Source organism: Faecalimonas umbilicata, from assembly GCF_042846195.1.
GTDB lineage: Bacteria > Bacillota > Clostridia > Lachnospirales > Lachnospiraceae > Faecalimonas > Faecalimonas umbilicata.
This window is the reverse complement of sequence record NZ_AP031411.1, coordinates 50,832-76,339: the sequence shown is the minus strand read 5'-3', so window position 1 is coordinate 76,339 and position 25,508 is coordinate 50,832. Positions and strand designations below refer to the sequence as shown.

The window sequence follows — 25,508 nt, the reverse complement described above, 5'->3', positions numbered from 1 at the left end:
ACCTTTTTCATACTTGATCTTCATCTATTCCCTGCAATAAGCTCTCTTATTTGCTTTCTTCCGGCTGCGGTTGTGGATTTCCCTGCTGCTGATACAGTCTTGGGAATACGATCGTCACTTTAAAAAGATCTCCGTCCAGATACAGTAAGAATTTTCCTCCTTGAAGTTCTGTCAGGTTTTTCGCAATCGACAATCCCAGTCCACTTCCTTCCGTACTTCTTGATACATCTCCGCGGATAAAACGTTCTGTCAATTCATCTGCGGAAATATTTAACGGCTGTTCTGATACATTTTTGAGAGAAAATTGTACATAGCGGTCTGACATTCTCAAATCAGCATAAATTCTTGTACCTTCCATTGCATATTTGGCAGCATTATTATAAATATTTTCAATGACACGCCAAATTCTTCTGCTATCCACACGAATCATTGCCGGTTCCTTCGGAACATTAACAACAATGCTTAAATTTCTCTTCTCAAATTTCTCTGCAAATTCCCCTGTCGTCTGGTTGATCAATTCTACCAGATCAATATTCATATAGTGCAATGTAATATTTCCACTGCTGATCTTCGACGCCTCTACCACATCTTCCGTCAGTGTTTTCAGCCGCTGGGATTTTGCATCTAAAATTTGCAGATATCCCTGAATCTTCGGATCTTCAAATTTCTCCTGCTTCAGAAGACCGACATAATTGATAATGGATGTCAAAGGAGTCTTAATATCGTGTGAGACATTTGTAATCAAATCTGTCTTCAGGCGCTCATTTTTCATATTTGCCTCAACCGCATTGTGAATTCCTTCCCCAATGTGATTAATATTTTGTACAATCTCTGTATCCTCTTTCACCATATTTCCAATCGGAATTTTATAATTAACATCTCCAGATGCAATTCTCTGAATTCCAAACTTGATTCTCTGCTTCGCGATCGCGCTCTTTAACAGATATGCAAACACCGCTACATCCATTGCAAGAACAAACAAAACAAAGACTGGATATCCGGTCGCCAACAATAACTGCAGTAACATAAATCCCATGTATCCCAACGTGATTTTTGTCGTACTTCTCCGGTTCTCCCAAAACACCCTAAACAAGTGTCCCACCCACCGTAAAACGCTGTTTTTCCAAAGAGTTCTCGCCTTGATCCGTTTGACAAGACTCAAATACCCTAACATTCCTACTGCACAAGTGATAAGAATCCCAATTCCTCCGATCAATACCATCTCAAAAAAGCGTTCCTCAAATCCATAAGCAGAGGATATATAAAGTCCTTCTTCAGTATAGCCATATGACAGATCTCCCGGAAGACTCAACCCCGAAATCGGCAGCATGATTGCAAGTAGCATTCCTCCAATGATCAATGCCGCTGCGATCTCCGTCTTAATCCGGTCAAAAAAGTTCAGTGTAATTCCTTCTTTTCCATTTACATGACCTGTCACTGCCGTCAGCCAGATAAAACTTATCAGGAAAAGAATTGCCGAAACCGCACTTCCCACTACAATTACTTTCACCCACGGACTATACTGTTCATACTCTTTATTTTTTATATAAAAACTGTCTTGGATTGGATAATTCGTATCTACGGAAACTGCAAAAAGAAACTCCTCTTTCTGATTTGCACTTCCTGTCACCATATTCTTCCATTCTTCCGCCGAAACATCCATATTTGACTGAAAATCTGCAAGTTTCGGAGCGACAACTACATATTTTCCCTGTGCAGTCATCTTTTTTATATTTTCTTCTACTTTATTGTAATCTTTGTATGCACTGCGGTTCGTGTATACTTTTTTCGCTTTCTGGTCCACATACATATATGCCAGATTCGTATTTCCTTCTTCCACAGTCTCCAGCCCATCTTTGTACTGGTAATAATAATGAGGAAGGATCACCAGTGTATTGTCAAGTATTCTGTAAACTTCCTCAAGTTTTCCATTCCATTCTGCATCTGTATTGACCAGTTCCAGAAGATTCTTAAATCCTTCCGGTGCATACTTTTCATTGATCACGCCGTCTGAAAATTCCCAGCAGTCTACATAGAGTACTTTTCCTTCTTTATCTCTAATCGTTTTCTCTGCCTCATCAGAATAATAGCTGTCATTCATATATTCTTCATATCCCAGTTGTGCCATATATCCTTCCAGACTCATTTCTTCTGTTTCTATGAACTGCAACGATTTTTCTTCAATTAACTTCTTAAATTCAGATTTGTAATAATAATGGTATGTGCCATCTTCCTTTTTGCAGACAATGACTCCTTCTTCCTCCGTGTAGTCTATTCCATTGTAGGATTCTGCCCACTTGATCAGATCTCCAACTTGATATGCCATTCCCGATTTGTTTGTTCCATCTACCGCTCTTGCATTTTCATCAAATTTCTTCAAATCGATCAGTCTGTTTGTATCATATTTTCCTTCAGTCTCAAAAATCGGACGAAGTGTATTGTAGTCTAAAATGTTCGATACCGTTGTCTGTACTGTATCTTCAAACCCCTCACTGTCCTCATATGCAAGTGGTTTATCTTTCTGAAATGCACTCAGATATTCCTGCCCCGGATAAACAAGAATCCACGCAAGGCTGAGAACCATAATCACTGTAAGCACGTGCACCAGAACGAGCAGCAACCCTTTACACAATCTTGATTGATACCATTTATTCATACTTACTCCTTTCCAGAGCCTTACGGTCCGCCATCTTGCTAAATCAAAATGACATTCCCTGCTCTTTAAAGTTTCTCTATCTTATATCCGACCCCCCATACGACTTTCAAGTATCTCGGTTCCTTCGGATTGATTTCAATCTTTTCCCGTATATGGCGGATATGTACTGCGACCGTATTATCCGCGCCGATTGCGTCTTCGTTCCATATACTTTCATAGATTTGATTGATAGAAAAGACTTTTCCTTGATTTTTCACTAATAGTAATAAAATGTTATATTCGATAGGTGTCAGCCTGATAACATCTCCGTCAACTGTCACCTCTTTTAATTCATCATCAATTTTCAGCCCTCCCACAGTAAATACCGAACTTTTCTTCTCAACTACTGTGCTTCCAAGCTGTGTATATCTTCTAAGCTGGGATTTTACTCTTGCCACTAACTCCAGCGGATTAAATGGCTTTGTCAGATAATCATCTGCTCCTACATTCAATCCTAATATTTTGTCTGCATCTTCTGATTTTGCAGAGAGAATAATAATTGGCAGACTGTTTTTCTCTCTGATCTTTAACGTTGCCCTTATGCCGTCCAGTTTCGGCATCATCACATCAATAATAAGAAGGTCTACCTCCGTCGAATCAAGAACCTTGATCGCCTCCTGTCCATCGTAGGCTTTTAATACATTGTAACCTTCCTGCCGTAAATAAATTTCAATCGCTTCTACAATTTCTTTATCATCATCACATACTAATACATTAAACATATTTATCACCTCCTCTGTATTATACAAGGATAACAGTGATTTTTTAAGAGGGGATTACGGAAATTATTAAGAAATGTTTAATTTCATATCACGATTTTAGTGGGTTTTCAAGCATTTTTGTTACTAACGTGCGAGTCCAACCGATATTCTGAATATGTGCTCATATTTGTAGCCTCTTTCCTTCCTGCCCTTTTCAAAACAAAAAGAGGACTATTCCCCGCCCTCCAAAAAATCTATTTCCAACTGCTCTATAATACAATTAAAAGGAACAACCGCCCACAAGGGGCATATCACATTGATATAAGGATAGTTTTTCTATGTTGTTCAATCGCTATTTTAAGCCATTATTTAAAATATCATCCGCCTTAAGACTTACTTAATATTTTTTTGTTTTCTTTTAGAAATTACACATATTTTAGACACATTTATTCGTTATACTACGTTTAGATAGTTGATTAACACTCACTATCTCCCCCCTCATAAAGTAACTGCACCTCGGGGATTCCGGGGTGTAGTACTTTAACTCTCATTCCTTTAATAACTATAAAACGGCAGAACCCGTCAGCTTCCACAGCTGACGGGTTTTTGCTGTACTCACTGTCATTCTATTGTTGCGCCACTTCTCCCAGCACTTCCGATCTCAAAGTCATACGGGTCAGGTTTCATCTGAAATGCAAATCCCTTTGCATCTGTTTTTTCTGTGATTGTTTTTGCAGCATCCTGCAAATCAGGCCATGTCCATTCATTCGTCGGCTCTTCCAGCCCCGCCTCTGTAAATAAATCTTTATTGTAATACAATACATGAGAAGTAAATCCAACCGGCACTCCATAAATTTCTTCTTCAAGAGAATTATAGTTCCACAACGTATCGCTGAATTTTTCCTTAAACTCAGCCCCACCTTCTTTTTCTATGTAAGACTCAAGCGGTTCCAGACCATCCGCATATGCAGGATAATTCCACATATACATAATATCCGGGGCATCGCCGGAACCCATCCCTGCGCTGATTTTTGTATAGTAATTACTTCCATATGCCTCTAATGTCACTTCGATATTTTCATGTGCTTTGTTAAACTCATCTACCAATTTCTGCTGATGATCCATATCTTCTGCAACATCCCATGTTGCAAAACGAAGCTGTACTTTCCCATCTTTAGAATCATTATCATTTTTGTCATCATTTCCACATCTTCATGTTCCTGCCTTTATGAAAATAAGATTACCCTCGCCTCATACGGCTTCAAAATACCTTTTTTATGATGTTTGTAATTGGAGATCAGTTCCTCTCCTTCTTCCGCATTGTCAAAAAGTGTACAATCCACTTTTTTGTCTGTAAAATTACATCCTACCACAAGTTTCTGATTCCCCAAAATCCGCTCGTATGCGTAAATCTTGTCATCATCTTCTAACAATCCATAAAAGATACCATCAACGACAATATTATACTGTTTTCTGAGTGCAATTAGTTTCTGATAGTAGTAGAAAATACTGTCTGCATCCTGAAGTGCATCTTCTGCATTAATCTGAAGATAATTCTGATTGATGCCAATCCAAGGAGTCCCTGTCGTAAACCCCGCATGTCTGCTTCGATTCCATTGCATTGGTGTTCTTGCATTGTCACGACTAATTGTTTTCAATGCACTGATCATATCCTCTTCTGCCATGATATTTCTCTCCATTGCATCTTCAAAGGCATGAATACTCTCGATATCCCGGTATTCTTCTATTTTCTCAAAATATGCATTGGTCATTCCAATTTCTTCCCCTTGATAAATATATGGAGTTCCTTTCATCATATGAAGACAAGTCGCAAGCATTTTTGCCGAAAGTTTTCGATACATCGGTCCGTCATTTCCAAAGCGGGAAACTGCTCTTGGCTGATCATGATTACTCCAGTAAAGACTGTTCCATGCTTTTCCTTCTAATTCTGTCTGCCATTTGTTCAGAACTTCCCTCAAATCTTTCAAACAGAATCTCTCATCCGTCCACTTTCCAAATTCTCCAACAGTTAAATCTACATGTTCAAACTGAAATACCATTCCAAGCTCTGTTCCATCCAGATTTGCATATTTCTTTGCCTCTTCGATTGTCACTCCCGCTGTTTCCCCAACGGTCAGCAGATTGTATTTTGAGAGAACTTCCCTATTCATCTCCTGAAGATACTCATGTACTCTCGGTCCATTGCAGACAAATGGTCCGAAATCTGCGTAGCTACTACCACCGTGAATTTCCCCATCCGGATAACTTTGCTCCTTGGAAATCATACTGATCACATCCATACGGAATCCATCGATTCCTTTCTCACACCACCAGCACATCATCTCGTATATATTGTTCCGTACGGCTTTATTTTCCCAGTTGAGATCCGGCTGTTTCTTTGAAAAACAATGAAGATAGTACATATCTGTTTCTCTGTCGTACTCCCATGTAGAGCCTCCGAAACACGCCCCCCAGTTGTTCGGTTCTTTTCCGTCCTTTCCCTTTCGCCATATATAAAAGTCTCTATATGGATTTTCTTTTGACTTTTTACTTTCGATAAACCATGCATGTTCATCCGAAGTATGATTCACAACTAAGTCCATCACAAGCCGTATTCCTCTTTTGTGCATTTCTGCAAGCATCCGGTCAAACTCTTCCATAGTACCAAATTCCTGCATAATGTTCTGATAATCCGAAATATCATACCCATTGTCATCATTCGGTGACTGATAGACCGGTGAAAGCCATACGACATCTACTCCAAGTTTCTGCAAATAATCAAGATGTGCCGTAATCCCATTTAGATCCCCAATTCCGTCTCCATTACTGTCTGCAAAACTTCTTGGATAAATCTGATATACTACACTATTTTTCCACCACATTTTTTCTTCCTCCGATTTTAATTGTTAATGATAGTATAAACACTTTGTTTCGTATTTTCTTGCAATATGTTATTCTATATTTATGCTATATTCACTTTTTATCACTTAACAAACTAGGAGGTCCTCTTTCATGAACAAACAAACTCTTCAGGAAAAACCACACGGAACCCCTTATTTTCCGTTTGAATCATTCTCTCAAACAGATCTTACCGGTTCCTACTTTGCCCCTTATCACTGGCACGACGAATTAGAATTCCTCTATATTACCAAAGGTTCTCTGACACTTCGTACAGAAAATTCTTCTTACGCATTGACAGAAGGGCATGTTTATTTTATCAATCCCGGAATCGTACATGGAATTTTCGGACACAGCAAAGTATCCCATCACTATGCACTCTTGTTTCCCATGTCTCTACTAAGCTTTACCCAGTACGACATCTGTCAGGATGAGCTGATCCTACCCCTTCTGTCTCAAAAATTACAATTTCCCTATGGGGAAACTCTGCCCAAAGAATGTACCGAAAAGCTCTGCTCTCTCATAGAATCTGCTGCCTTACTGTACGATTCTCCAGCTCCCACGACTCCACTTTCCATCAAAATTCTTCTGCTGCAAATATTGGAAACTCTGTTTTTACACAATGCATTTCTCACAGTTTCTGAAGAAACCTTGTTCAAAAGAACTTCTAATTTCGATCCTCTAAAAGAAGTATTTACTTATATAGAAACAAACTATATGAGGAAAATTCATCTAGAAGAGCTGTCCAGCTGCGCACATATGAACAAAAATTATTTCTGTAAATTTTTTAAAAAGAAGATTGGCAAATCTCCTTTTACATACCTGAATGAATACCGTATCAATCAAGCTGCTTCCCTTCTTCTGAAAAGCAATGCTCCAATCACAGAAATCGCCCTCAATACTGGCTATGAAAATATGAGTTACTTCATCAGACAATTTAAATACTATAAGCACTGTACTCCTTCTGATTTCCGGCATTTTTCAAAACACAAAGAGCAGTCTTTTTAAAAAATCTGCTGGAAAATCCATCTTCTGTTTGCTATACTTTCTCCTGACAAAAACAGCTCATGTTCCACAAGCCTGTCTTGTGTTCATATAGATATTTGCGTGATAAAGGAGATGATTTTTATGACAATAACATGTAAAAACAAAAATAGAAACCATAAACAATCAGGGAGGTCTGATCGATAGTTACCTCCCGGAATCAGGAGGCTATATGATTACTGTTACATTAGATACAATTAAATTTCACCTAAAAGAAATCCATGATTTCTCATGGCTGCAAGCAATCGGAAATGTTTTTGCTGTCTTTGACCAGAATGATTCCGGAAATATCAGTTTCGGTGTCGCGCGAGGTTCAGAAAAATTTTTCATAAAAGTTGCCGGAATTGCCACTGCTGAATCTATCCGTACAAAGAAAGAGGCCATTGCGGCTCTCAAATCTGCGATGTCTGTTTACGAAACGATTACACACCCACATTTGATCGAACTTATAGATCACGGTTCTCTGGACGATTTATATATTTCTGTATTTAAGTGGACATCCGGTGACTGTCTCTTCGATCATTGGAATTTTGAGAAATATGACAAAAATCCTCAGCTGCTCCCTCCTGCAAAGCGTTTTCGGCAATTACCTTTAAAGAAAAGAATCGCTGCCGCGGAAGTTCTGTTTTCCTTTTTGAATACTGTTTCTGAAAGCGGATATGTTGCGGTTGATTTTTATGCAGGAAGCATAATGTATGATTTTCAGACAGACAGAATAACAATCTGTGATATCGACTTATTCCGAAAAAAGCCGTCCATAAACGACATGGGCGAAGACTACTGGGGAACAAAGCGTTTAAAAGGACCGGAAGAATATTGTTACGGCGCTGCCATTGATGAAATTACAAATGTTTATACACTTGGTGCTCTTCTTTTTGACAGCTTTTTTGGTCATTACACGGAAGAAGAAATTCGTACTCGCTATGAACAAAATGCCTTTTCTCCTTGCTCCTTTGAACAATGGGAACTTAACAGAGCATGCTACGATGTCGCATGCAAAGCTGTCTCGCCTGAAAGATTGAAGAGATATTCTTCCATCGACAGCTTTTACAAAGACTGGAAACAAGCTTTGTGTAAGACAACACTCAATATCTAAACACTTATCGACATATTTTTTATCAAGAAAAGAGCCCTATATCCTCTCATCAAATGACAGTCATACTTTTTACTGTCATACAGAAGTATATGGGCTCTTTTTCTATCGCAAAGCTTCTGTTTCGGTGAAGCTTTTATTTATCTTCACAATGGCAGAAACGGCTTTCCATCCAAGAATACAAATCTGTATATACCGTTTCCCGGTCCGTTTCATTCAGAATTTCATGTCTGTCATTTTCATATAACTTGATCTGCACATCTTTACATCCACAGTCTTTGTATTTTTGAAAGACTTTTTCCACACCATCCCCAAAGTTTCCCACAGGATCCTCCTTTCCAGCTACAAAAAATATCGGAAGATCTTTTGGTATTTTTTCAATGGCTCCTTTTTTCTGTAACTGTTTCATTCCTCCGAACATCTGATAGTAAGCGCTCACAGTAAAAATAAAGGTACACATCGGATTTTTTAAATAAGCATCTACCATTTTTTCATCCTTTGTCAACCAGTCCATCTCAGTCCTTGTAGGGTGAAACTTCTTGTTATATCCTCCGAATGCCATCGAATTTACAAACTTACTTCGGTAACGCCACCCCTTGACTCCGGCAATGAACTTGCAAACTCCTCTGCCGAGCATCAGTATCGGTAATGGCTGATATCCTGTTCCCATAATGACTGCGCCTGACAGCCCTTCCGCATAGAATAGCAGATATTGTCTCAGCAAAAAAGAACCCATACTATGTCCCAGCATAAAATATGGAATCCCCGGATATTTCTTCTCCGTTTTTCTGCGAAGGGTATGGATATCTCCCACTACATATTCGTTGCCGCTCTCTTTTGGGAAATATCCATAATCTTCCTCATCTGCCACTGATTTTCCATGTCCCAGATGATCGTGACCAACTACTACGAATCCTCTGTCAGTAAGATAAGAGGCAAATGCTTCGTACCGTTCAATATATTCTACCATTCCATGACAGACTTGAAGGACAGCTTTAATCTGTCCCTCTCCTCTCCACTCAATTGCGTGGATCTCTGTATGTCCATCACCGGAAGGATAGTAAAATTCTGTCTTTTCCATCGTTTCTCTTCCTTCCTACTTTTTTATTTACCTGTCTTCCATCTCAACATATGCTCTGTGCGGAGCCAGCGATTTATATGCCGGACGGATAATCTTATCAACATTTTTCAACTCTTCTAATCGATGTGCACTCCATCCGACAATACGTGCCGTTGCAAAGATCGGTGTATACAGTTCCTTTGGCAGCCCGAGCATGCTATATACGAGACCGCTGTAAAAATCTACGTTGGCATTGACTCCTTTGTAAATTTTTCTCTTCTCACCGATTACTTTTGGTGCCAGTTCTTCCACCAGTGCATAAAGAGCATACTCCTTCTCACAATGCTTTTCTCTTGCCAGCTGTGCAACAAATGCGCGGAAGATATCTGCCCTTGGATCGGAAATAGAATAGACCGCATGTCCCATTCCATAAATCAAACCTTTCTGATCGAATGCTTTCTTATCCAGGAGTGCTTCCAGATATGCCTTCACTTCATCTCTATCTTCCCAGTCTGTAAGATGCTGCTTCATATCTCCAAACATCTGTGTCACTTTGATATTAGCGCCTCCATGCTTTGGCCCTTTCAGCGATGCCATAGCAGCTGCCATCGTTGAATAGGTATCTGTTCCAGAAGAAGTAACTACATGCGTCGTAAATGTTGAATTATTTCCTCCGCCATGATCCATATGGAGCACAAGTGCCATATCCAGTATCTTTGCCTCCAGCTTCGTATACTTCTTATCCTTCCTTAGCATCATTAAAATATTTTCTGCTGTGGAGAGTGCCGAATCCGGAGCATAGATAAATAAATCCTCTCCCATCCGATAATGATATGCATGATATCCATATACCATCAGCATCGGGAACTGGCTGATCAGATTCAGACACTGCCGGAGTACATTCGGGATAGACGTATCGTCTGCCTTTTCATCATAAGAATATAGATTTAAAATCGAGCGTGAGAGACTGTTCATCATATCCTTGCTAGGTGCTTTCATGATCACATCTCGCACAAATGTCGGCGGAAGCGTTCTGCGCTCTACAAGAACATCGTGAAACTCTCTTAACTCGCTCTCATTTGGCAGTTCTCCGAATAAGAGGAGATACGCAATTTCTTCAAATCCATAATGTTCCTTTTTTAGAAATCCATTGACAAGATCCTTTACGTTATATCCACGATAATACAAATTTCCTTCACATGGAACTTCCTCTCCATTGACAATCTTCTTCGCGCGAACATCTGATACATTCGTCAGCCCTGCCAGAACACCTTTTCCGTTCAGATCGCGCAGTCCTCTCTTTACTTCATACTTTATATATAATTCTTTCTCAATCTCATTATTCTCTTCACACTTCTTTGCTAATGCTTCGATCTGAGGTGTCACATCAAACAATGCTTCTGAAACTGATTTTCCCATAGGCTTCTCCTTTCCGAATGCTGAAATCTGTTTGTAATTTAGCACTTATTATACTAAAACACATTCATTTTTGCAATATTCAAAAATATTAAATAATTATTAATCAAAAAACAGACTTTTTGTTTCTTCTTCGCAAAAAGTCTGTTTTAGTTTATTCTATATTAGTTTCCGGTCGGAAAATATGGACGAAGTGCTCCAGCCACATTGCTGATTGGCATGGTCTGCAGCCAGACATGTCCTGGTCCTGTAATTACTGTGTTAAAAAAGCCTTCTCCCCCGAAAAATTTGTTTTTTAACCCCGGAACAGTCTGGATATCCATCTGGCATGACGCTGTCATCGCCGCAAGATGTCCGGTATCAATTACAATCTGCTGCCCTGGCTGAAGTTCATACTCAATCACATGTCCGTCAAACTCGGCAAACATGACTCCTTCGCCGGAAATCCTCTGTAGTATAAATCCCTCTCCGCCAAAAAAGCCGGATGCAAGTTTTTTATGAAAATGAACGGACAGCTGTATTCCTGCCTCAGCTGCAAGAAAGCCACCTTTCTGTACGACTATTTCTTCTCCCGGACGAATATGAAATGCCCGGATAGAACCAGGAAAGCTGGATGCGAATGCAATCTCTCCCGATCCTCCCTGCGCTGTATAAATGTTTTGGAAAATTGCTTCCCCGGAAAACATTCTTCCGAATGCCTTTCCAAGTCCTCCATTTGTAGAAGTATCCATCCGCATATTTGGTGACATCCATGCCATAGATCCCTTCTCTGTGATCATGCTTTCCCCTACGTCCAGTCTGCAGATAACTACCGGAAGTGTGTCTCCTAAAATCTGATATCTCATAGTTGTTTCCCCCTTCTCTAACTCAAATGATAAACTCTACGCCTTCGTTCCATTCTCCTCTTGCTGCAACCGTCCGACAATATTGCTTAAAATTGCAAACTCTTCCAGATTAAGGGCTTCTCCTCGTACGCTCGCCCCTTTTCCTAATTCCGCAATTGCCTGCTCAATTCCCTCTCTGGATAAGGAAATTTCAGGTGAATTTTTCAGTCCGTTTGCCAGTGTCTTCCGTCTCTGATTGAAAGATGCTCTGATAATACGGAACATCAATTTTTCATCTTTCACCTGCACCGGAGGCTCTTCATGGCATTCTAACCGTATCACTGCAGACCCTACTTTCGGTCGCGGCATAAAACAATTCGGTGGAACATTTGCTGCAATATATGGCTTTGCATAATATTGCACTGCGAGCGACAGTGCCCCATAGTCTTTCGTTCCAGGTCCAACCTGCATGCGGTCTGCGACCTCTTTTTGCACCATAACTGTAATGCTCTGCACCGGGACATGACTCTCAAAAAGTCCCATAATGATCGGTGTCGTAATATAGTACGGAAGGTTTGCCACCACTTTGATTGGTTTCCCTCCATTTCTCTCCTGAGCCAGTTTTACAATATCCAGCTTTAACACATCTTCATTGATGACAGTCACATTGTCATAACTGCTCAAAGTATCCTCCAGAATTGGAATCAATGCTTTATCAATCTCAACCGCCACGACTTCTCTCGCCGCGCATGCGAGATATTGTGTCATCGTACCGATTCCCGGCCCAATCTCCAGAACAAAATCATCTTTCGTAATCTCTGCCGAACGGATAATTTTGTCCAACACATGCGTGTCAATCAGAAAGTTCTGACCAAATTTCTTCTGAAATGAAAAATTGTATTTTTGCAATACCGCAATGGTATTCTGTGGATTGCCTAATGTTGGCTGATTCATATATTTTCTCCTATACTCCAAATAGTTTCCTTGCATTTTCTCTCGTCTGTGTAATCACCTCTTCACAGCTGATCTGTTTGATCGCCGCAATTTCTTCCGCGATCAAAGGAAGATTCAGGGAAGAATTTCTCTTTCCTCTGTTCGGAACCGGTGCAAGATACGGGCAATCCGTTTCCAAAACAAGCGCTTCCAGTGGAATCTCTTCCACAACCTCCTTGAGTTTTCTGGCATTTTTAAATGTGACAACCCCACCGATTCCTAGCAGATACCCCATCTTTACATACTCTCTTGCATGCTCAACAGAATACGAATAACAGTGGATAATCCCCTTAAGATCCTGCCCATATTCTTTCATCATCTCCAAGGTATCGGCTGCGGCTTCCCTGCTGTGGATGATCACCGGAAGTCCCGCCTCCCTTGCAGCCTCCAGCTGACGGAGAAACCATTTTTTCTGAACTTCATGTGATTCCTGATCCCAGTAATAATCAAGACCAATCTCACCGACAGCCACAACCTTCTCATGGGACAGCTTTTCTTTCAGCCATGAAAATTTTTCCTCATCCAATGTGCCGACTTCGTCAGGATGTACACCGACTGCCGCATAGATAAATGGATATTGCTCTGCAAGTCTGATCGTGGAAAGGCATCCCTCCAATGTTGCACCGACATTTACAACTGTCTCTATTCCTGCCTCCTGCAGTCCGGCAAGAAGCTGTTCTCTGTCCTCATCAAACTGCTCATCATCATAATGTGCATGTGTCTCAAAAATCATCTATACTAACCCCTTTCGGATTTTGCTTCTGTCCTTGTATTATAAGTGAAAATCCTTGTAAATTCAACTTTTCCGATCCTTTCTTCTATAAAAGGTTTGAATTTATCTATAAAAAAGATTATACTTGTCTATATATCAAAAAAGAGGAGGAACTTCAAAATGAAAGTTTACGACACAGTAAATAAAGTAGAACTGGAAGCTACTGAAAAAGAACTTGTTGACATTATGGTAAATGGACGTCAGGTAGATCTGATTTTAAATGAAAAGAAGACAGATGCAGACGGATATCTGACATGGGACGTAGAACACTGGTCAAGCATCGATAATAAGAGATTCATCCGCTGCTATTCTTTAGAAGGACGCGTATTGAGTGAATCTACTGGTCACAATATCTACGATCTTGCAAACGACTTCAAACCTGAAGAAGCAAAAGAAGTACAGTTAAGTTAATCGAAACTGTTCGTTTCTTCCTGTTGAAAACAAAATCGAGAAGACTTTTATAAAAAGCAGGTACTGCCAAGAGGTAATATGACACGGACCCTCTTGCAATACCTGCTTTTCTCGTTCTCACTACGCTTGAACTCTTATCTTTTTTTCTTTTTACAGAATTTCTTTTCTCAGCTGTTCTGCTGATTTCATAGACAATAAGCCTGGTGCAATATCAAATACTGTCTTTGCACCGCAGTCACCGTTGTTTGCAAGTCTGTATGCAGCACGGGCATATGCAACTAAGACACTAGAAGTAAATTCCGGATTAGAGTCCAGTTTTAAAGAGTATTCAATTACATGCTTGTTTCCTTCTCTTCCAGTCTCTCCAGTGCGGATCACAAAACCGCCGTGCGGCATTTTGCTGTGTTCTGCTTTTAATTCCTCTTCCGATACAAAAGTAACGGTTGTATCATAATCTGCAAAATAATTCGGCATTTCTTTGATGGTCTTCTCAATCAGTGCCTTATCTGCACCTTCCTCTGCCACGACATAGCACTCACGAAGATGTTTTTCTCTTGTGGAAAGTTCTGGCTCACTTCCACTTCTGACTCTCTCCACTGCCTCCTCAATTGGAACAGTATACTGGATTGCATTCTTCACCCCTTCAATACGGCGGATTGCATCAGAGTGTCCCTGGCTGACTCCCTTTCCCCAGAAGGTATAAGTGCTTCCTTGTACGAGGATTGATTCTGCATAAATACGGTTCAGGGAGAACATTCCCGGATCCCAGCCCACAGAGATGATTCCTACTTTTTTCCCTTCGTTTGCCGCTGTATCTACATCTGCAAAATACTCTGGAATCTTTGCATGTGTATCAAAACTGTCGATCATATTGAAGTGTTTTGCAATTTCTGGTCCCATCACTGGAAGATCTGTCGCAGAACCTCCGCAGAGGATCATCACATCGACTTCACCTTTCAGTGTAAGAATATCATCAAAATGTACTTTCTTTACACCTTCCGTCAGAATCTGAACGCTTTTTGGATCACGGCGTGTCACTACCGCAACAAGTTCCATATCTTCATTTCTCTCGACTGCAAGTTCTACACCGCGTCCAATGTTTCCATATCCAACAATACCAATTCTGATTTTACTCATTGTGTTCTCCTTCTTTCTCGTAATAATCTGTTTGTTACTTTATTGCAGGCTGTAGGGCAGAGTCTTAACAGATTTCTGCCCCCGCCGGCATCTCTTTTTCCGGTGTCATTAATGCAAGATTTCCTTCTGCATCTTCTGCACAGAGAAGCATTCCCTCTGATAAAACACCTGCCAGTTTCGCCGGTTTTAAATTCACAAGCACCATTACTTTTTTCCCTACCATCTCTTCTGGTGTGTAATGTGCCTTAATTCCTGATACGATCTGTTTTACTTGACTTCCCACCTTTACTTGTGAACAAAGCAGTTTCTTTGATTTTTTTACCGCTTCGCAGGCAATAATCTCACCGACTTGGAACTGCATCTTTCCAAATTCTTCAAATGTGATTTCTTCTTTCGGTTCAATGTCAATTACAGACTCTTCCTCTGCCTTTTCTTCTACTGGTGGATGTAATTCTTCTACCTTCTTCATGACCTCTTCCATATCAAGTCTCTGGAATAGAATCTCCGGCTTGTCTGTTACATGACCTCCATTTAGTTGAGCAAGAATCTTTTCAGATGTCTCCGGCATAAATGAGCTTAATAATTCTGCCCCCTTTGAGATACTTGTAATCAGATTGTAAAGCACTGTTTCCAGACGGTCCTTTTTGTCCTCTTCTTTTGCAAGCGCCCAAGGCATTGTCTCATCAATATACTTATTGCAGCGTTTGAACAGGTTGAATATCTCTGTGATCGCATCTGCTACCCGGAGTTTGTCCATCTTCTCATCTACTGCTCCCGGTGTGCGCTCTACAACTGCTTTTAACTCTGCATCTACCTCTTCTGTAATTCCCTTATCTGTAACGATTCCCCCGAAATATTTATTTGTCATGGAGATCGTACGATTCACAAGATTTCCAAGTGTATTTGCAAGGTCAGAATTCATACGCTCTACCATCAGTTCCCATGTGATGACACCGTCATTGTCAAATGGCATCTCGTGCAGAACAAAATAGCGGACTGCATCAACTCCGAACATATTTACAAGCTCATCTGCATAGATGACATTTCCTTTTGATTTACTCATCTTTCCATCGCCCTGAAGCAGCCACGGATGTCCAAACACTTGCTTCGGAAGTGGAAGATCCAGCGCCATCAAAAAGATTGGCCAGTAAATTGTATGGAAGCGGATAATATCCTTTCCGATCAAGTGAAGATCTGCCGGCCAGTCTTTCTTAAACTGCTCACTGTTCTCTCCATCACAGTCATACCCAATTCCTGTGATGTAGTTTGTAAGCGCATCTAACCATACATAGACAACATGCTTTGGATCAAAATCTACCGGTATTCCCCATGTAAAAGAAGTTCTTGAAACACAGAGATCTTGAAGTCCCGGAAGCAAGAAGTTATTCATCATCTCATTTTTACGGGACACCGGCTGAATAAATTCCGGATGTGCATTGATATGTTCAATCAGCCTGTCCGCATATTTACTCATCTTGAAGAAATATGCCTCTTCCTTTGCTGGCTGTACTTCACGCCCACAGTCCGGACATTTTCCATCAACCAGTTGTGATTCTGTAAAGAATGCCTCACACGGTGTACAGTACATTCCTTCATAATATCCTTTGTAAATATCTCCCTGCTCATACAGCTTTTTAAAGATTTTCTGAACTTGTTTCTCATGATATTCATCTGTCGTACGAATAAATTTATCATAAGATGTATTCATCAGATCTGCAATCTCTTTTACCTGTGCAGCCACACCGTCTACAAATTCTTTCGGTGTCACTCCAGCTTCCTGAGCCTTCAGTTCAATCTTCTGTCCATGTTCGTCAGTTCCTGTCTGGAAAAATACATCATACCCCTGACTTCTTTTGTATCTTGCGATTGCATCAGCAAGTACAAACTCATAAGTATTTCCAATGTGTGGTTTGCCTGATGTATAAGCAATCGCTGTTGTCATATAAAATTTTTTCTTATCCATTTTGTATCCTCCTCTTTTTTTGAATATACGCATTTAGATTTTCCACTCAAAAGCAGCATCTTCAAAAAGGATCTCACCCGGAGAGTTTTTTATTTCATCGTTTTTCTTGAAACAAAAAACTCGCCTCCTCAAAAGAGAAGACGAGAGATTCCCGTGGTACCACTTCTATTTATCCGCTCTTCACAGCGCGAACCTTACCGAGTGCCCTGCACTCCTCGCTGTAAAGGGCGAATCCCTTTGTATCACACTTTTCTTTCGTATTCTCTTCTAGATTAGACCGAATAGACAACAGAAAGTATCATACACCGCTCGGAAGCCATCTTCAGTCAGATTCCACTTGTTCCTCTCAGCATCTCATATCTCTTTGTATCTGTCTGTGTCCAAGTCACATTCCACACATTTCCATATGAATCAGAACTTCTCTGTAAAGTTTCCCCCAACTTACTCTTTTCGTCAACGCGTTTTCTTTTTCAAATTAAAAATATGTAGAAATCGTAACATACGGATTTTGGAATGTCAAGTTTGGGAACTTCCTCTTTCCGAATTTTTCTGGTCTGCTTTAAAATCTTTTCTTCTTGTCTACTTTCTTCTCTGCTTTCTGATGAAAAAGATTACTCCGCAGAGCAATGGATGCATCATCAAAGCAACTCCCACAATGGATGGAAGATTATAGAAAAACTGAATCTTTCTATCCGGTGTGACCAGAATTTGAAACACTTTTTCCTCCGATCGGTTTCCTGCCGCATCCACACCGGATACGTGAACCGTTTTCCACCTATTCTCCTGTCTAAGGACAACTTCTGCCCTTCCTCCCTGCCGTTTCAATCTCTCGGCATCGTATCTTTTTTTTATTTTTCTCTCACCATGAACAGACACTTCCACTGCCTCTGCCGCAAAATTATCTTCCATATAAATCGTCATTTTTTTCGAGGACTCTTTATACTTCCCATAATTCTCTATTCCGGTAACAACCACTGTCGGCGCTGTCTGATCTACAACAAAATTGATTTCTTCTCCCTTGATCTTATTGTTCTCTCTATTTTCTGCCCGGTCTTTTGAGGAAAGTGTTACCGTATAATTTCCTTCTTTCTGAAAATTGTGTCTGCCAATCTTATAAGTGTATGTTTTCCATCCCTGCTCGGGTTCGTTTTTTTCCACCGCATAGTCTTTCCCCTTTTGCAGTCTGACAACTTCTCCATCTCTTCCATAACTGATCTCCTTCATCTGCAATGTATCTATATTGATTTCCGTCACTTCAATTTCCTGCGGCTGTTTTGTATAATGCTTTTGCAGAAGTTTTCTTGTGTTGTCACTTAATGTATAGACAGAGCCAAATCGATTTACCGAAAATGTAATTGACTTTTTTGTCACATTGCCTGCCCGATCCGTCACTTGAACTGTCAGTGTATACAAGTCGTCCTTCTCCTTCGTCCGTTCAAAATCCGGTAGTTTTATATACTGCCCGTTTACGATTTCCGTCTTCTGTCCCTCTATCGGAAGTTTCCCGCGATGGTATCCCGTTAATTCGATTTTGACATCCTTCTCTTCGTAGTTTCTGTCCTGATAACGAATCTGAGGTGCAACTATATCATTATTTGCAGACTTGTTCTCCACTCCAAAGATTTCTACAGACGGACTTGTCCGATCAATGGTAAATCGATCTTCCGGATACTCTTTTGCCATATTTCCCGCAAGATCTGTGTAAGAAACATTAAATGTATATGTCCCATCTTTGTCATATAAAATGGTTGCACGGTGTACTGCTTCTCTTTCTCTATTTTGGGAAGATGTTTCACTGTCTACTCCCTCTGATGTAAACATCCCTATTTCCGGCGCCTTTTGCTCCTCCCCATCAAGAACTGCTGTGATTTTGATCGCTACATCTTCCGGTCGGAAATTTTTCTCCTGAATCGAGATCACTGCAGTCCGAGGTTTATGATAATATCCCTTTGTCCTTTCCGTCTGTTCCTGATACGAAACCCGGATAACAGGAGCAGTCTGATCAATCACAAACACATCATCATTTTCATATATAGTCTGGTTTCCCGCCTTGTCTGTGCAATTAAGCGAAAGCTTGTATACCCCATCTTCCCGAAATAGCATTGTACATACATATGTATCCTGATCCGTATTTTTTCCGCCTTCCTGCCTGGTCCATTCCCCACTGATCGGTTGCCTTCCTTCCAAACTGCCTGCCTGAATTTTCAAAGTCTTTTCATCAAAATTTCTCTCGTGAACAGTGATGGTCGCTTTCCGTGCCTTCCTGTAATAGTTTCCGTTTACAGGCATCTGATCATCATATTGAACGTGAAGGATCGGCGGTGTGATGTCTATTGCTATCTTTTCTTTGTTCTCTGTCTTCTCGTTTCCGGCAAAATCCTTTACCGTTACTTGAACCCTCACATCATTGCTGTTGAACACCTCCGCCGGAATGACAACTGCTCCTTCCCATCTTGCCTTTCCTCGTGTCTGATGATCTTCTTTTTGAAATAAAATTTCCTCCTTATCTGCCTGTACATTTTCTTCTGCTGCCACATGGTAGAAAACTTGTTGAATTCCTGAATATGTATCCCCTGCCTGTGGATCTTCCGCTTCTATCTTTACTGTCACATCTCCTCGATAAACCCCACCGAATTTTTCCCCTTCCAATGTCATTTTGATCTTTGGCTCTGAGCATTCCGTAATCATTCCACTTATCGGGTATAAAAAGCAGATATTTCCCGCCAGATCTTCCACTTTTCCATACACGATACACTGTTGGTCCGGATTTACTGCAAATGCATCTCCTTTCACCCATTCTTTTGATGGTAAATTCTTTACATCTTCTTCCGAAAGCGGACGTTTCGAACAGTAATATTTTACGGAAGCCACCCCGGCTGTAACATCTTCTCCCGTAATCTGAATCTGATAAGCATCTCTTTGGAACAAACTAAAAGAAACAGCTCTCCATGATTCTGCTGAATTTTTCTGCCCATCCACAACAATTTCTCCTTTCGGAGCCGTCTGATCCACTGTGAATCTTCTCGGAGCAATGCTGACTTTCCTTCCTGCCAGATCCATATACGTAAACTCTGCGATATAATTTGCATCTTTTTCAAACAAAAATGTTGCAGTGTATGTATCTGTATCTATCTTTTTCCAATTTTTCCTCTTTGCTGCCTGCTGGAAGTATCCGCCCTCTACTTCCTGAGGATATTCCCCTTCCTGCATTCCTTCTGCTTTTACAGAAAGCTCCATTTGGCTCTGTTCTTCTGAAAATGTTTCCGGAAAAGAAAAATTCCGCTCACAAATTACAATCTTCACCTCAATTGCTTTGTCTGTAAAGCTTCTCCGACCAACTTCCTCTGATAAAAGAATCTCCTCTCCATCGCAGTAATATCGAATTTCTGCCACAGGATCCGTCGTGTCGATTACAAACTGCTCTGGAGCCTCAGAATCCCCATAGTCCACTCTTTGCTCCACATTTCCTGCGCGGTCTTTGCAATGCGGTCTGATTCTGTATTCCTGCTCTTTTTGAAACTTCAAATATAGGCATTCTCCCTCTTTGCCCCCTTGTCTTCTCCACTCTGCCAGGATCCCAAACTCTTTTTCCAAATCTTGTACCCTTACATTTTTCTGTTGTTTTTTGCCGACACCTACATCAAATGTGACATTTTTCTGTTCAAAATTTTTATCCTGATATAAAATTTGTGCTGTTCTTTCTTCTTGAAAATAATTTCCGTTTTTTTTGTCATTATTATCGTAAGCCACTATAATTTGCGGCGCGACTGTATCAATTTTCAGCCTTTCTTCTGCCACAGTCTGATTTCCCGCATGGTCGGACACCGTCACAGAAAGTTTTACATCATTACTATTATGCCTGGAAGCTTGTATTATTTTTTCTCTGGAAACCTTTGCCTCTGTCTGCAATTCCTGTAATGTCTTCTCCACCTCAGTGCCGGATTCCGGAAAATTCTCCCGAATCTGTTCTGTCTCGCAAAAGCATTCCGTCCCATCACACGACAATGCGACACAGATTTCTTTAATTCCGGAAGTAATTTTTTGATTTTTCAAATGAAAATCTTCTACGGTAATCGAAAATGGAATATCTTCCGTATAATATTTCTCTGAGTCGATTCCCCTAAGAGTCACTTTTGGTTGTTTCAGATCCACAACTATTCCGTCCGACAAAAACACCGCTTGATTCTGCACTTGATCTTCCACCCGCACAAGTAGGACATAATTTCCTTCTTTTACTTTTCCTTGGTTTTCTATACCGATAAGAATCTCACAGGTCTCTTCTTCTACTGGATTCCACTGAAGCTCCCCTGATATGGTTAGCTTCTCCACAAGATTTTTTGTAAGTTTCTGATCTTTTTTCACATTCCAGACCGCATAAGACCATCTGTCAACTCCGCTTCCTCTCTCATCCAGACTGTTCTGATCTTCGACAGAAACTTTCTCTGCATAAGAAGTATTTTGATATGTGCCAAAGTTCAATCCCCGTTCTTCCTCACCAATCTTGTTCTTTTCCAAGGATAATCTATGAAAAATAACCTCCGGCGCTTCGCTGTCAATGACAAATACAAGACCATCCGTCACTTCTGTGACTGTCTTCCCTGAACCGTCTCTGCTATCCTTTAAATACCATTCTCCAGTCCTTCGCTGCACTCCCTCCTGCTGCTCTTCAAAAACAATCCCTTCTTTCGTGGCATTTACAAACACTCCTCCCTCTTCTTTGATCCGCACCCACACTTCGTCATATCTCTGTGCAAAAGATGACTCTTCCCGGATATGCAATTTTACTTTCACCGGTTCTCCGATATCCCCTCTAGTTCCTCTGACATATATATTCTTCCCTTCTTCCTTCTGAAATATCCCCGCTCTATGCTCCACTGAAATCACATCTTCTGCCTCTTCCAATTTCTGAGGAAGAACCTCCAGTGTTCCATAATCTTCTTCCTGCGCCACTTTCATACAGTAATTTCCCTGCACAACCCCTTCGAAAGGATTTGCAAGTTTCCCATCTTCCCTTTTTAGTTCCGGAATCAGACAATTATCATAAGATCCAATTTTTAATTCCGGATACGGATCCCGCAAAATTACTTCTGGAAGCATTACTTTCTCTAAATCTTCCTGTAAGATACCTTCCTTGATAAATACTTTCCCCTGTTTTCTCAGATCTACTTCCAAGGTTTCCATTGTCACTCCATAATCCACAGAATGATCTTCTACCTGCAAATACAAATTTTTAGGAATGACTTTCATATGAATACCGGATATTTTCTTTTGCTCACACTCTGCCAGCTCATAATTTTGAGGCTGTTTGATCACTTTATGAATAACCGCTTCCGTGTAAGTTTTTACATTGCTTCCCTCTAATTGCACCTCGACCGTTACTCTATTTTCTTCTTTTTTCTCCTGATAATATCCTGTAAGCACCGCTTCCCTTTTCCCATCATAGACCTTCTCTGCCTTTTCCCACTGAATTTTTTCAAGCGCGACTGCCCTTCTGACTGAATTTTCGCCATTTAATCCCTTCTCCTTTTTTATCTGCTGCACTTCTTCCGCCCTCGCCTGCCAAAGTTTCTCGGAGGTAACATTACACAGGGCTATCGCCAACACAACCGGACCTGTAAGCATCATGATAATCTGTACCCATTTTCTGACTCTTCCCCAAGATTCTCTCAACTTCTTCCACCGTCCCTTTCTATCACTTCATTCGTATGAACCATCATCACATTCTTTTTCAACACAAACACATCACTTGTTTTTGTTTCTTTTTTACGATTTTCTTCTTCGATCCTTCTGATTTCTTTCCTCGCCTCATATCCTGTGCGTACTGCGATGATTCTCCGAATCCCAAATTTCCAAAAAAATATCGTTGTCATGATTCCTCCAACTACAGATAAACCTGCACAGATGAAAAAGCCCTGACGGTATATCTGAATTATCTGTTCCTGATCGTACATATTGTCTTCACCTCTTCTTCTGCCCATGAAATATTTTTTACCAGTTCCTCCTTTTTCTTCTCTATTTTCTTTTGCGCTCCTCTATTCTGTATCGTCAGATCTGTCCGCAGCCTCTCTTTTACTTTTTCAAGCTGTTCGCTCATTTCTTCTCTTTTAACTCCTTCTGCATAAAATTTATCTGCATTCTGACCAATTTGATACACCAATTCCTGGTACATCACAAGCGCAGTTTTTTCATTATCAATCGCCACGATATTTCCTTTTGTCAATTCTGTAAGATCTTCCCAGTATTCCCGGTAAGTAACCTTGCTGTCCCCCGCCCGATCATTTCGATTTAATTGTGCATAATATCCTGCAATTTTCCCCAGCATCTTTGCACGCATTCTCTGATGTTCTTCCAGCGTCTCTGACTTGGCGGCATCCACAAACCACCTCCCGGATAACTGTTTATTTCCCTCTCCTTCGTAATAGTAGAAATAGGCTATCCCAATCCGAAAAGCTACTTTCCCATATGCATTCTGCTCCGACTCCAGAACACTTAAATAGTCCTTTTTATTCATTCCTCTTTGCTGCAAAATTTCCAGCATCATCGCCGCTTCCTCCTGAGAGAAATTGTCATCAGTCAGGAATACCTTTTCCAATAACAACTCATATGCATCTGCCTTTCTCGGATTCAATGCGATTGCTTTTCGATAATTCGCAATCTGTTTTTCTCTTGTCACTGAAGACGATGCTTCTTTCATCACTCGCTCATAACTGTTCCTGACTGTCTTCTCTTCTGCGCAGCGAAACCCCACAGCCCCCGCTGCAAATGCCAATGTACAAACTGCTGAACAGACAAAAATCCGCCACTTCTTCTGCTGCTGTCTCTTGCATTCAACATCAAATTCCCTATAATGTTCCAATGCATACAATAATTCTGCGCAGGACTGGTACCGTTCCTGCGGATCATTTTGTACACACTTCCAAATAATTTCTTCTAATCCAGAAGACAACTGTGGATTCCAATGCCGGATTGGATATATCTCATAGGGTGGCATACATGGGTTATGACCAGTTAAAAGATGATACAAGGTCCTTCCCAGACAAAAAATGTCTGTTCTTGCATCTGTCTGCCCATTTCCCCCAAACTGTTCCGGCGCCGCATATCCAACCGTTCCAAGGCAGATTGTATCCTCCACATGTTCTTCCTTATATTCCCTCGCAGTTCCAAAATCAATCAGCATCACTCTTCCATCTGGCCGCAGCATAATATTTGCAGGCTTCATATCTCGATAAATAATCGGTGGTTTTCGGGAATGCAGATATTCCAGTACATCACAGAGTTGTTTTGCCCATGCAACTACCACTTCCTGAGATTGTGCCCCTTGCTCCTGCAATGTCAGGCTGAGCGGTCTTCCTTCGATGTAGTCCATCACGATCAAAAATATATCTTTGTATTCCAGAACATCTGCAATCTTAGGAAGATTGGGATGATCCAGTCTTTTGAGAATATCCGTCTCTGCCAGAAGTTCCTCCCGCATCGTCCGATAATATCGATTCCCTTTCTTTTGAATTTCCTTGATCGCCCACTGTCGATTTGCTCTCTCATTCATTGCAAGGTAAACTGTGCTCATCCCTCCCCTGCCGATTTTATTTAAAATTTTGTATTTTCCATCTACAATCATACCGTTCTCAAGCATCTGCCTCCTCCTTTCCATTTCTTTCTTACCTTTGCTGCTCCCTCTCCTATTACCGATGCCCTATTGAACAGAAATCCAAATCGCGGAAAGATTATCCGTCTCCATCCGTCTTTTATTCTGTTCCATAACTTCTTTCAAGTTTTCTTCCATCTCCCATTCTGCTCTCAAGTAATTCCTGCAAAATCTTTCCTCAAGCTCTCCATCCAGCAATTGATTGCAAAATCCATCCGAGCAAATTAAAAATCCCATTCCCGGATAATATACTCCCGACTTCCATTCCGGAGTAATTTTCTCCTGCACTCCAACGCACTGCAACAGTACATTTCTCCGGGGATGTTGTCTTGCCTGCTCTTTTGTCAGTCTTCCTGCATCAATTTCTCTCTGCACATAAGTCTGGTCTTTTGTCAGCTGCTGCACGTCTTCTGTAAGCCCATAAACACGAGAATCTCCAACATGTACGATCAAATACCATCCGGCAATCAACAGGACTGCCGAAACTGTCGTCCCAAGCAGAAGATTCTTTTCTTTTCCGTAGACAGAAATCATCTGGTTTTCCTCCTGTATCAAGCTTTCCAGACTTTTCGCAATCTCTCTTTTTCTCCTTTCTCCCACTCCCTTTTTCTCCTGCTCCCCAAAAAGAAGTAAGGGAAGTGTTTCTTCAAACCATCTTGCAAGCGCCCGGATCACTTCTCCGCTTGCCACTTCCCCTTTTTCCAGTCCGCCCATTCCATCACAGACCGCCGCCAATAAGATTTCTCCTTCTTTTGTCATTGCTGACCGAACTAGCAAAGAATCCTGATTGATCTTCTTTTTAATTCCTCTATCGCTGCACACCGCACTCAACAATTTCATAAACCCTTCTCCTCTC

General features: G+C 40.9%; 17 protein-coding genes and 1 pseudogene. 3 read left to right on the top strand and 15 right to left on the bottom strand.

The window, feature by feature from the left end; all coding sequences use genetic code 11:
• Positions 1 to 46 precede the first annotated feature (46 nt).
• The 4 genes and pseudogenes from ACGG81_RS00335 to ACGG81_RS00320 form a co-directional block, all read right to left on the bottom strand.
• Positions 47 to 2,656, bottom strand: a complete 2,610-nt coding sequence (locus tag ACGG81_RS00335; RefSeq protein WP_390108969.1) for a sensor histidine kinase — start codon at positions 2,654 to 2,656, stop codon at positions 47 to 49.
• 65 nt (positions 2,657 to 2,721) lie between these two features.
• Positions 2,722 to 3,417, bottom strand: coding sequence for a response regulator transcription factor (locus ACGG81_RS00330; RefSeq protein WP_009263781.1), 696 nt, complete (start codon positions 3,415 to 3,417; stop codon positions 2,722 to 2,724).
• 636 nt (positions 3,418 to 4,053) lie between these two features.
• Positions 4,054 to 4,587: pseudogene (locus tag ACGG81_RS00325) on the bottom strand (ABC transporter substrate-binding protein); the annotation flags it as partial.
• Between the two features lie 35 nt (positions 4,588 to 4,622).
• Positions 4,623 to 6,278, bottom strand: a complete 1,656-nt coding sequence (locus tag ACGG81_RS00320; RefSeq protein ID WP_390108966.1) for an alpha-glucosidase — start codon at positions 6,276 to 6,278, stop codon at positions 4,623 to 4,625.
• A 130-nt stretch (positions 6,279 to 6,408) separates the two neighbouring features.
• Between ACGG81_RS00320 and ACGG81_RS00315 the strand changes: the two genes are divergently transcribed.
• A complete protein-coding gene (locus ACGG81_RS00315; RefSeq protein ID WP_009263784.1) occupies positions 6,409 to 7,302 on the top strand; it encodes an AraC family transcriptional regulator in 894 nt (297 codons plus the stop codon).
• 208 nt (positions 7,303 to 7,510) lie between these two features.
• Positions 7,511 to 8,434 carry a hypothetical protein gene (locus ACGG81_RS00310; protein ID WP_120105718.1) on the top strand — a complete coding sequence of 308 codons (924 nt, stop codon included), beginning with the start codon at positions 7,511 to 7,513 and terminating at the stop codon, positions 8,432 to 8,434.
• 133 nt (positions 8,435 to 8,567) lie between these two features.
• Here ACGG81_RS00310 and ACGG81_RS00305 read toward each other — a convergent pair whose 3' ends face one another.
• The 5 genes from ACGG81_RS00305 to ACGG81_RS00285 form a co-directional block, all read right to left on the bottom strand.
• Positions 8,568 to 9,512: an alpha/beta fold hydrolase gene (locus ACGG81_RS00305; RefSeq protein ID WP_116440929.1), complete on the bottom strand. Its 945-nt coding sequence runs from the start codon at positions 9,510 to 9,512 to the stop codon at positions 8,568 to 8,570.
• Positions 9,513 to 9,539: 27 nt separating this feature from the next.
• Positions 9,540 to 10,910: a citrate/2-methylcitrate synthase gene (locus ACGG81_RS00300; RefSeq protein WP_390108962.1), complete on the bottom strand. Its 1,371-nt coding sequence runs from the start codon at positions 10,908 to 10,910 to the stop codon at positions 9,540 to 9,542.
• A 161-nt stretch (positions 10,911 to 11,071) separates the two neighbouring features.
• Positions 11,072 to 11,752, bottom strand: coding sequence for a TIGR00266 family protein (locus ACGG81_RS00295; RefSeq protein WP_116440930.1), 681 nt, complete (start codon positions 11,750 to 11,752; stop codon positions 11,072 to 11,074).
• A 36-nt stretch (positions 11,753 to 11,788) separates the two neighbouring features.
• On the bottom strand, positions 11,789 to 12,685 hold the full coding sequence (gene rsmA, locus ACGG81_RS00290; RefSeq protein ID WP_120105719.1) for a 16S rRNA (adenine(1518)-N(6)/adenine(1519)-N(6))-dimethyltransferase RsmA: 897 nt from the start codon (positions 12,683 to 12,685) through the stop codon (positions 11,789 to 11,791).
• Positions 12,686 to 12,695: 10 nt separating this feature from the next.
• Positions 12,696 to 13,457 (bottom strand): TatD family hydrolase, encoded by a 762-nt coding sequence (locus ACGG81_RS00285; RefSeq protein WP_008977622.1) that lies wholly within the window; start codon positions 13,455 to 13,457, stop codon positions 12,696 to 12,698.
• Between the two features lie 159 nt (positions 13,458 to 13,616).
• On the opposite strand from ACGG81_RS00285, the gene ACGG81_RS00280 reads away from it, so the two are divergent.
• Positions 13,617 to 13,907, top strand: coding sequence for a hypothetical protein (locus tag ACGG81_RS00280; protein WP_008977623.1), 291 nt, complete (start codon positions 13,617 to 13,619; stop codon positions 13,905 to 13,907).
• 150 nt (positions 13,908 to 14,057) lie between these two features.
• Here ACGG81_RS00280 and ACGG81_RS00275 read toward each other — a convergent pair whose 3' ends face one another.
• From ACGG81_RS00275 to ACGG81_RS00250, 6 genes are all read right to left on the bottom strand, one after another.
• On the bottom strand, positions 14,058 to 15,044 hold the full coding sequence (locus ACGG81_RS00275) for a diaminopimelate dehydrogenase (protein ID WP_270196610.1): 987 nt from the start codon (positions 15,042 to 15,044) through the stop codon (positions 14,058 to 14,060).
• A gap of 64 nt (positions 15,045 to 15,108) precedes the next feature.
• A complete protein-coding gene (metG, locus tag ACGG81_RS00270; protein ID WP_390108957.1) occupies positions 15,109 to 17,040 on the bottom strand; it encodes a methionine--tRNA ligase in 1,932 nt (643 codons plus the stop codon).
• 546 nt (positions 17,041 to 17,586) lie between these two features.
• Positions 17,587 to 22,677 (bottom strand): Ig-like domain-containing protein, encoded by a 5,091-nt coding sequence (locus ACGG81_RS00265; protein WP_390108955.1) that lies wholly within the window; start codon positions 22,675 to 22,677, stop codon positions 17,587 to 17,589.
• Positions 22,674 to 22,958 carry a hypothetical protein gene (locus ACGG81_RS00260; RefSeq protein WP_120092745.1) on the bottom strand — a complete coding sequence of 95 codons (285 nt, stop codon included), beginning with the start codon at positions 22,956 to 22,958 and terminating at the stop codon, positions 22,674 to 22,676. The genes ACGG81_RS00265 and ACGG81_RS00260 overlap by 4 nt, the downstream gene beginning before the upstream one ends.
• Positions 22,937 to 24,640, bottom strand: a complete 1,704-nt coding sequence (locus tag ACGG81_RS00255; protein ID WP_116440933.1) for a serine/threonine-protein kinase — start codon at positions 24,638 to 24,640, stop codon at positions 22,937 to 22,939. The genes ACGG81_RS00260 and ACGG81_RS00255 overlap by 22 nt, the downstream gene beginning before the upstream one ends.
• Positions 24,641 to 24,700: 60 nt before the next feature.
• Positions 24,701 to 25,492, bottom strand: a complete 792-nt coding sequence (locus ACGG81_RS00250; RefSeq protein WP_117578235.1) for a PP2C family serine/threonine-protein phosphatase — start codon at positions 25,490 to 25,492, stop codon at positions 24,701 to 24,703.
• Between the last annotated feature and the right edge of the window lie 16 nt (positions 25,493 to 25,508).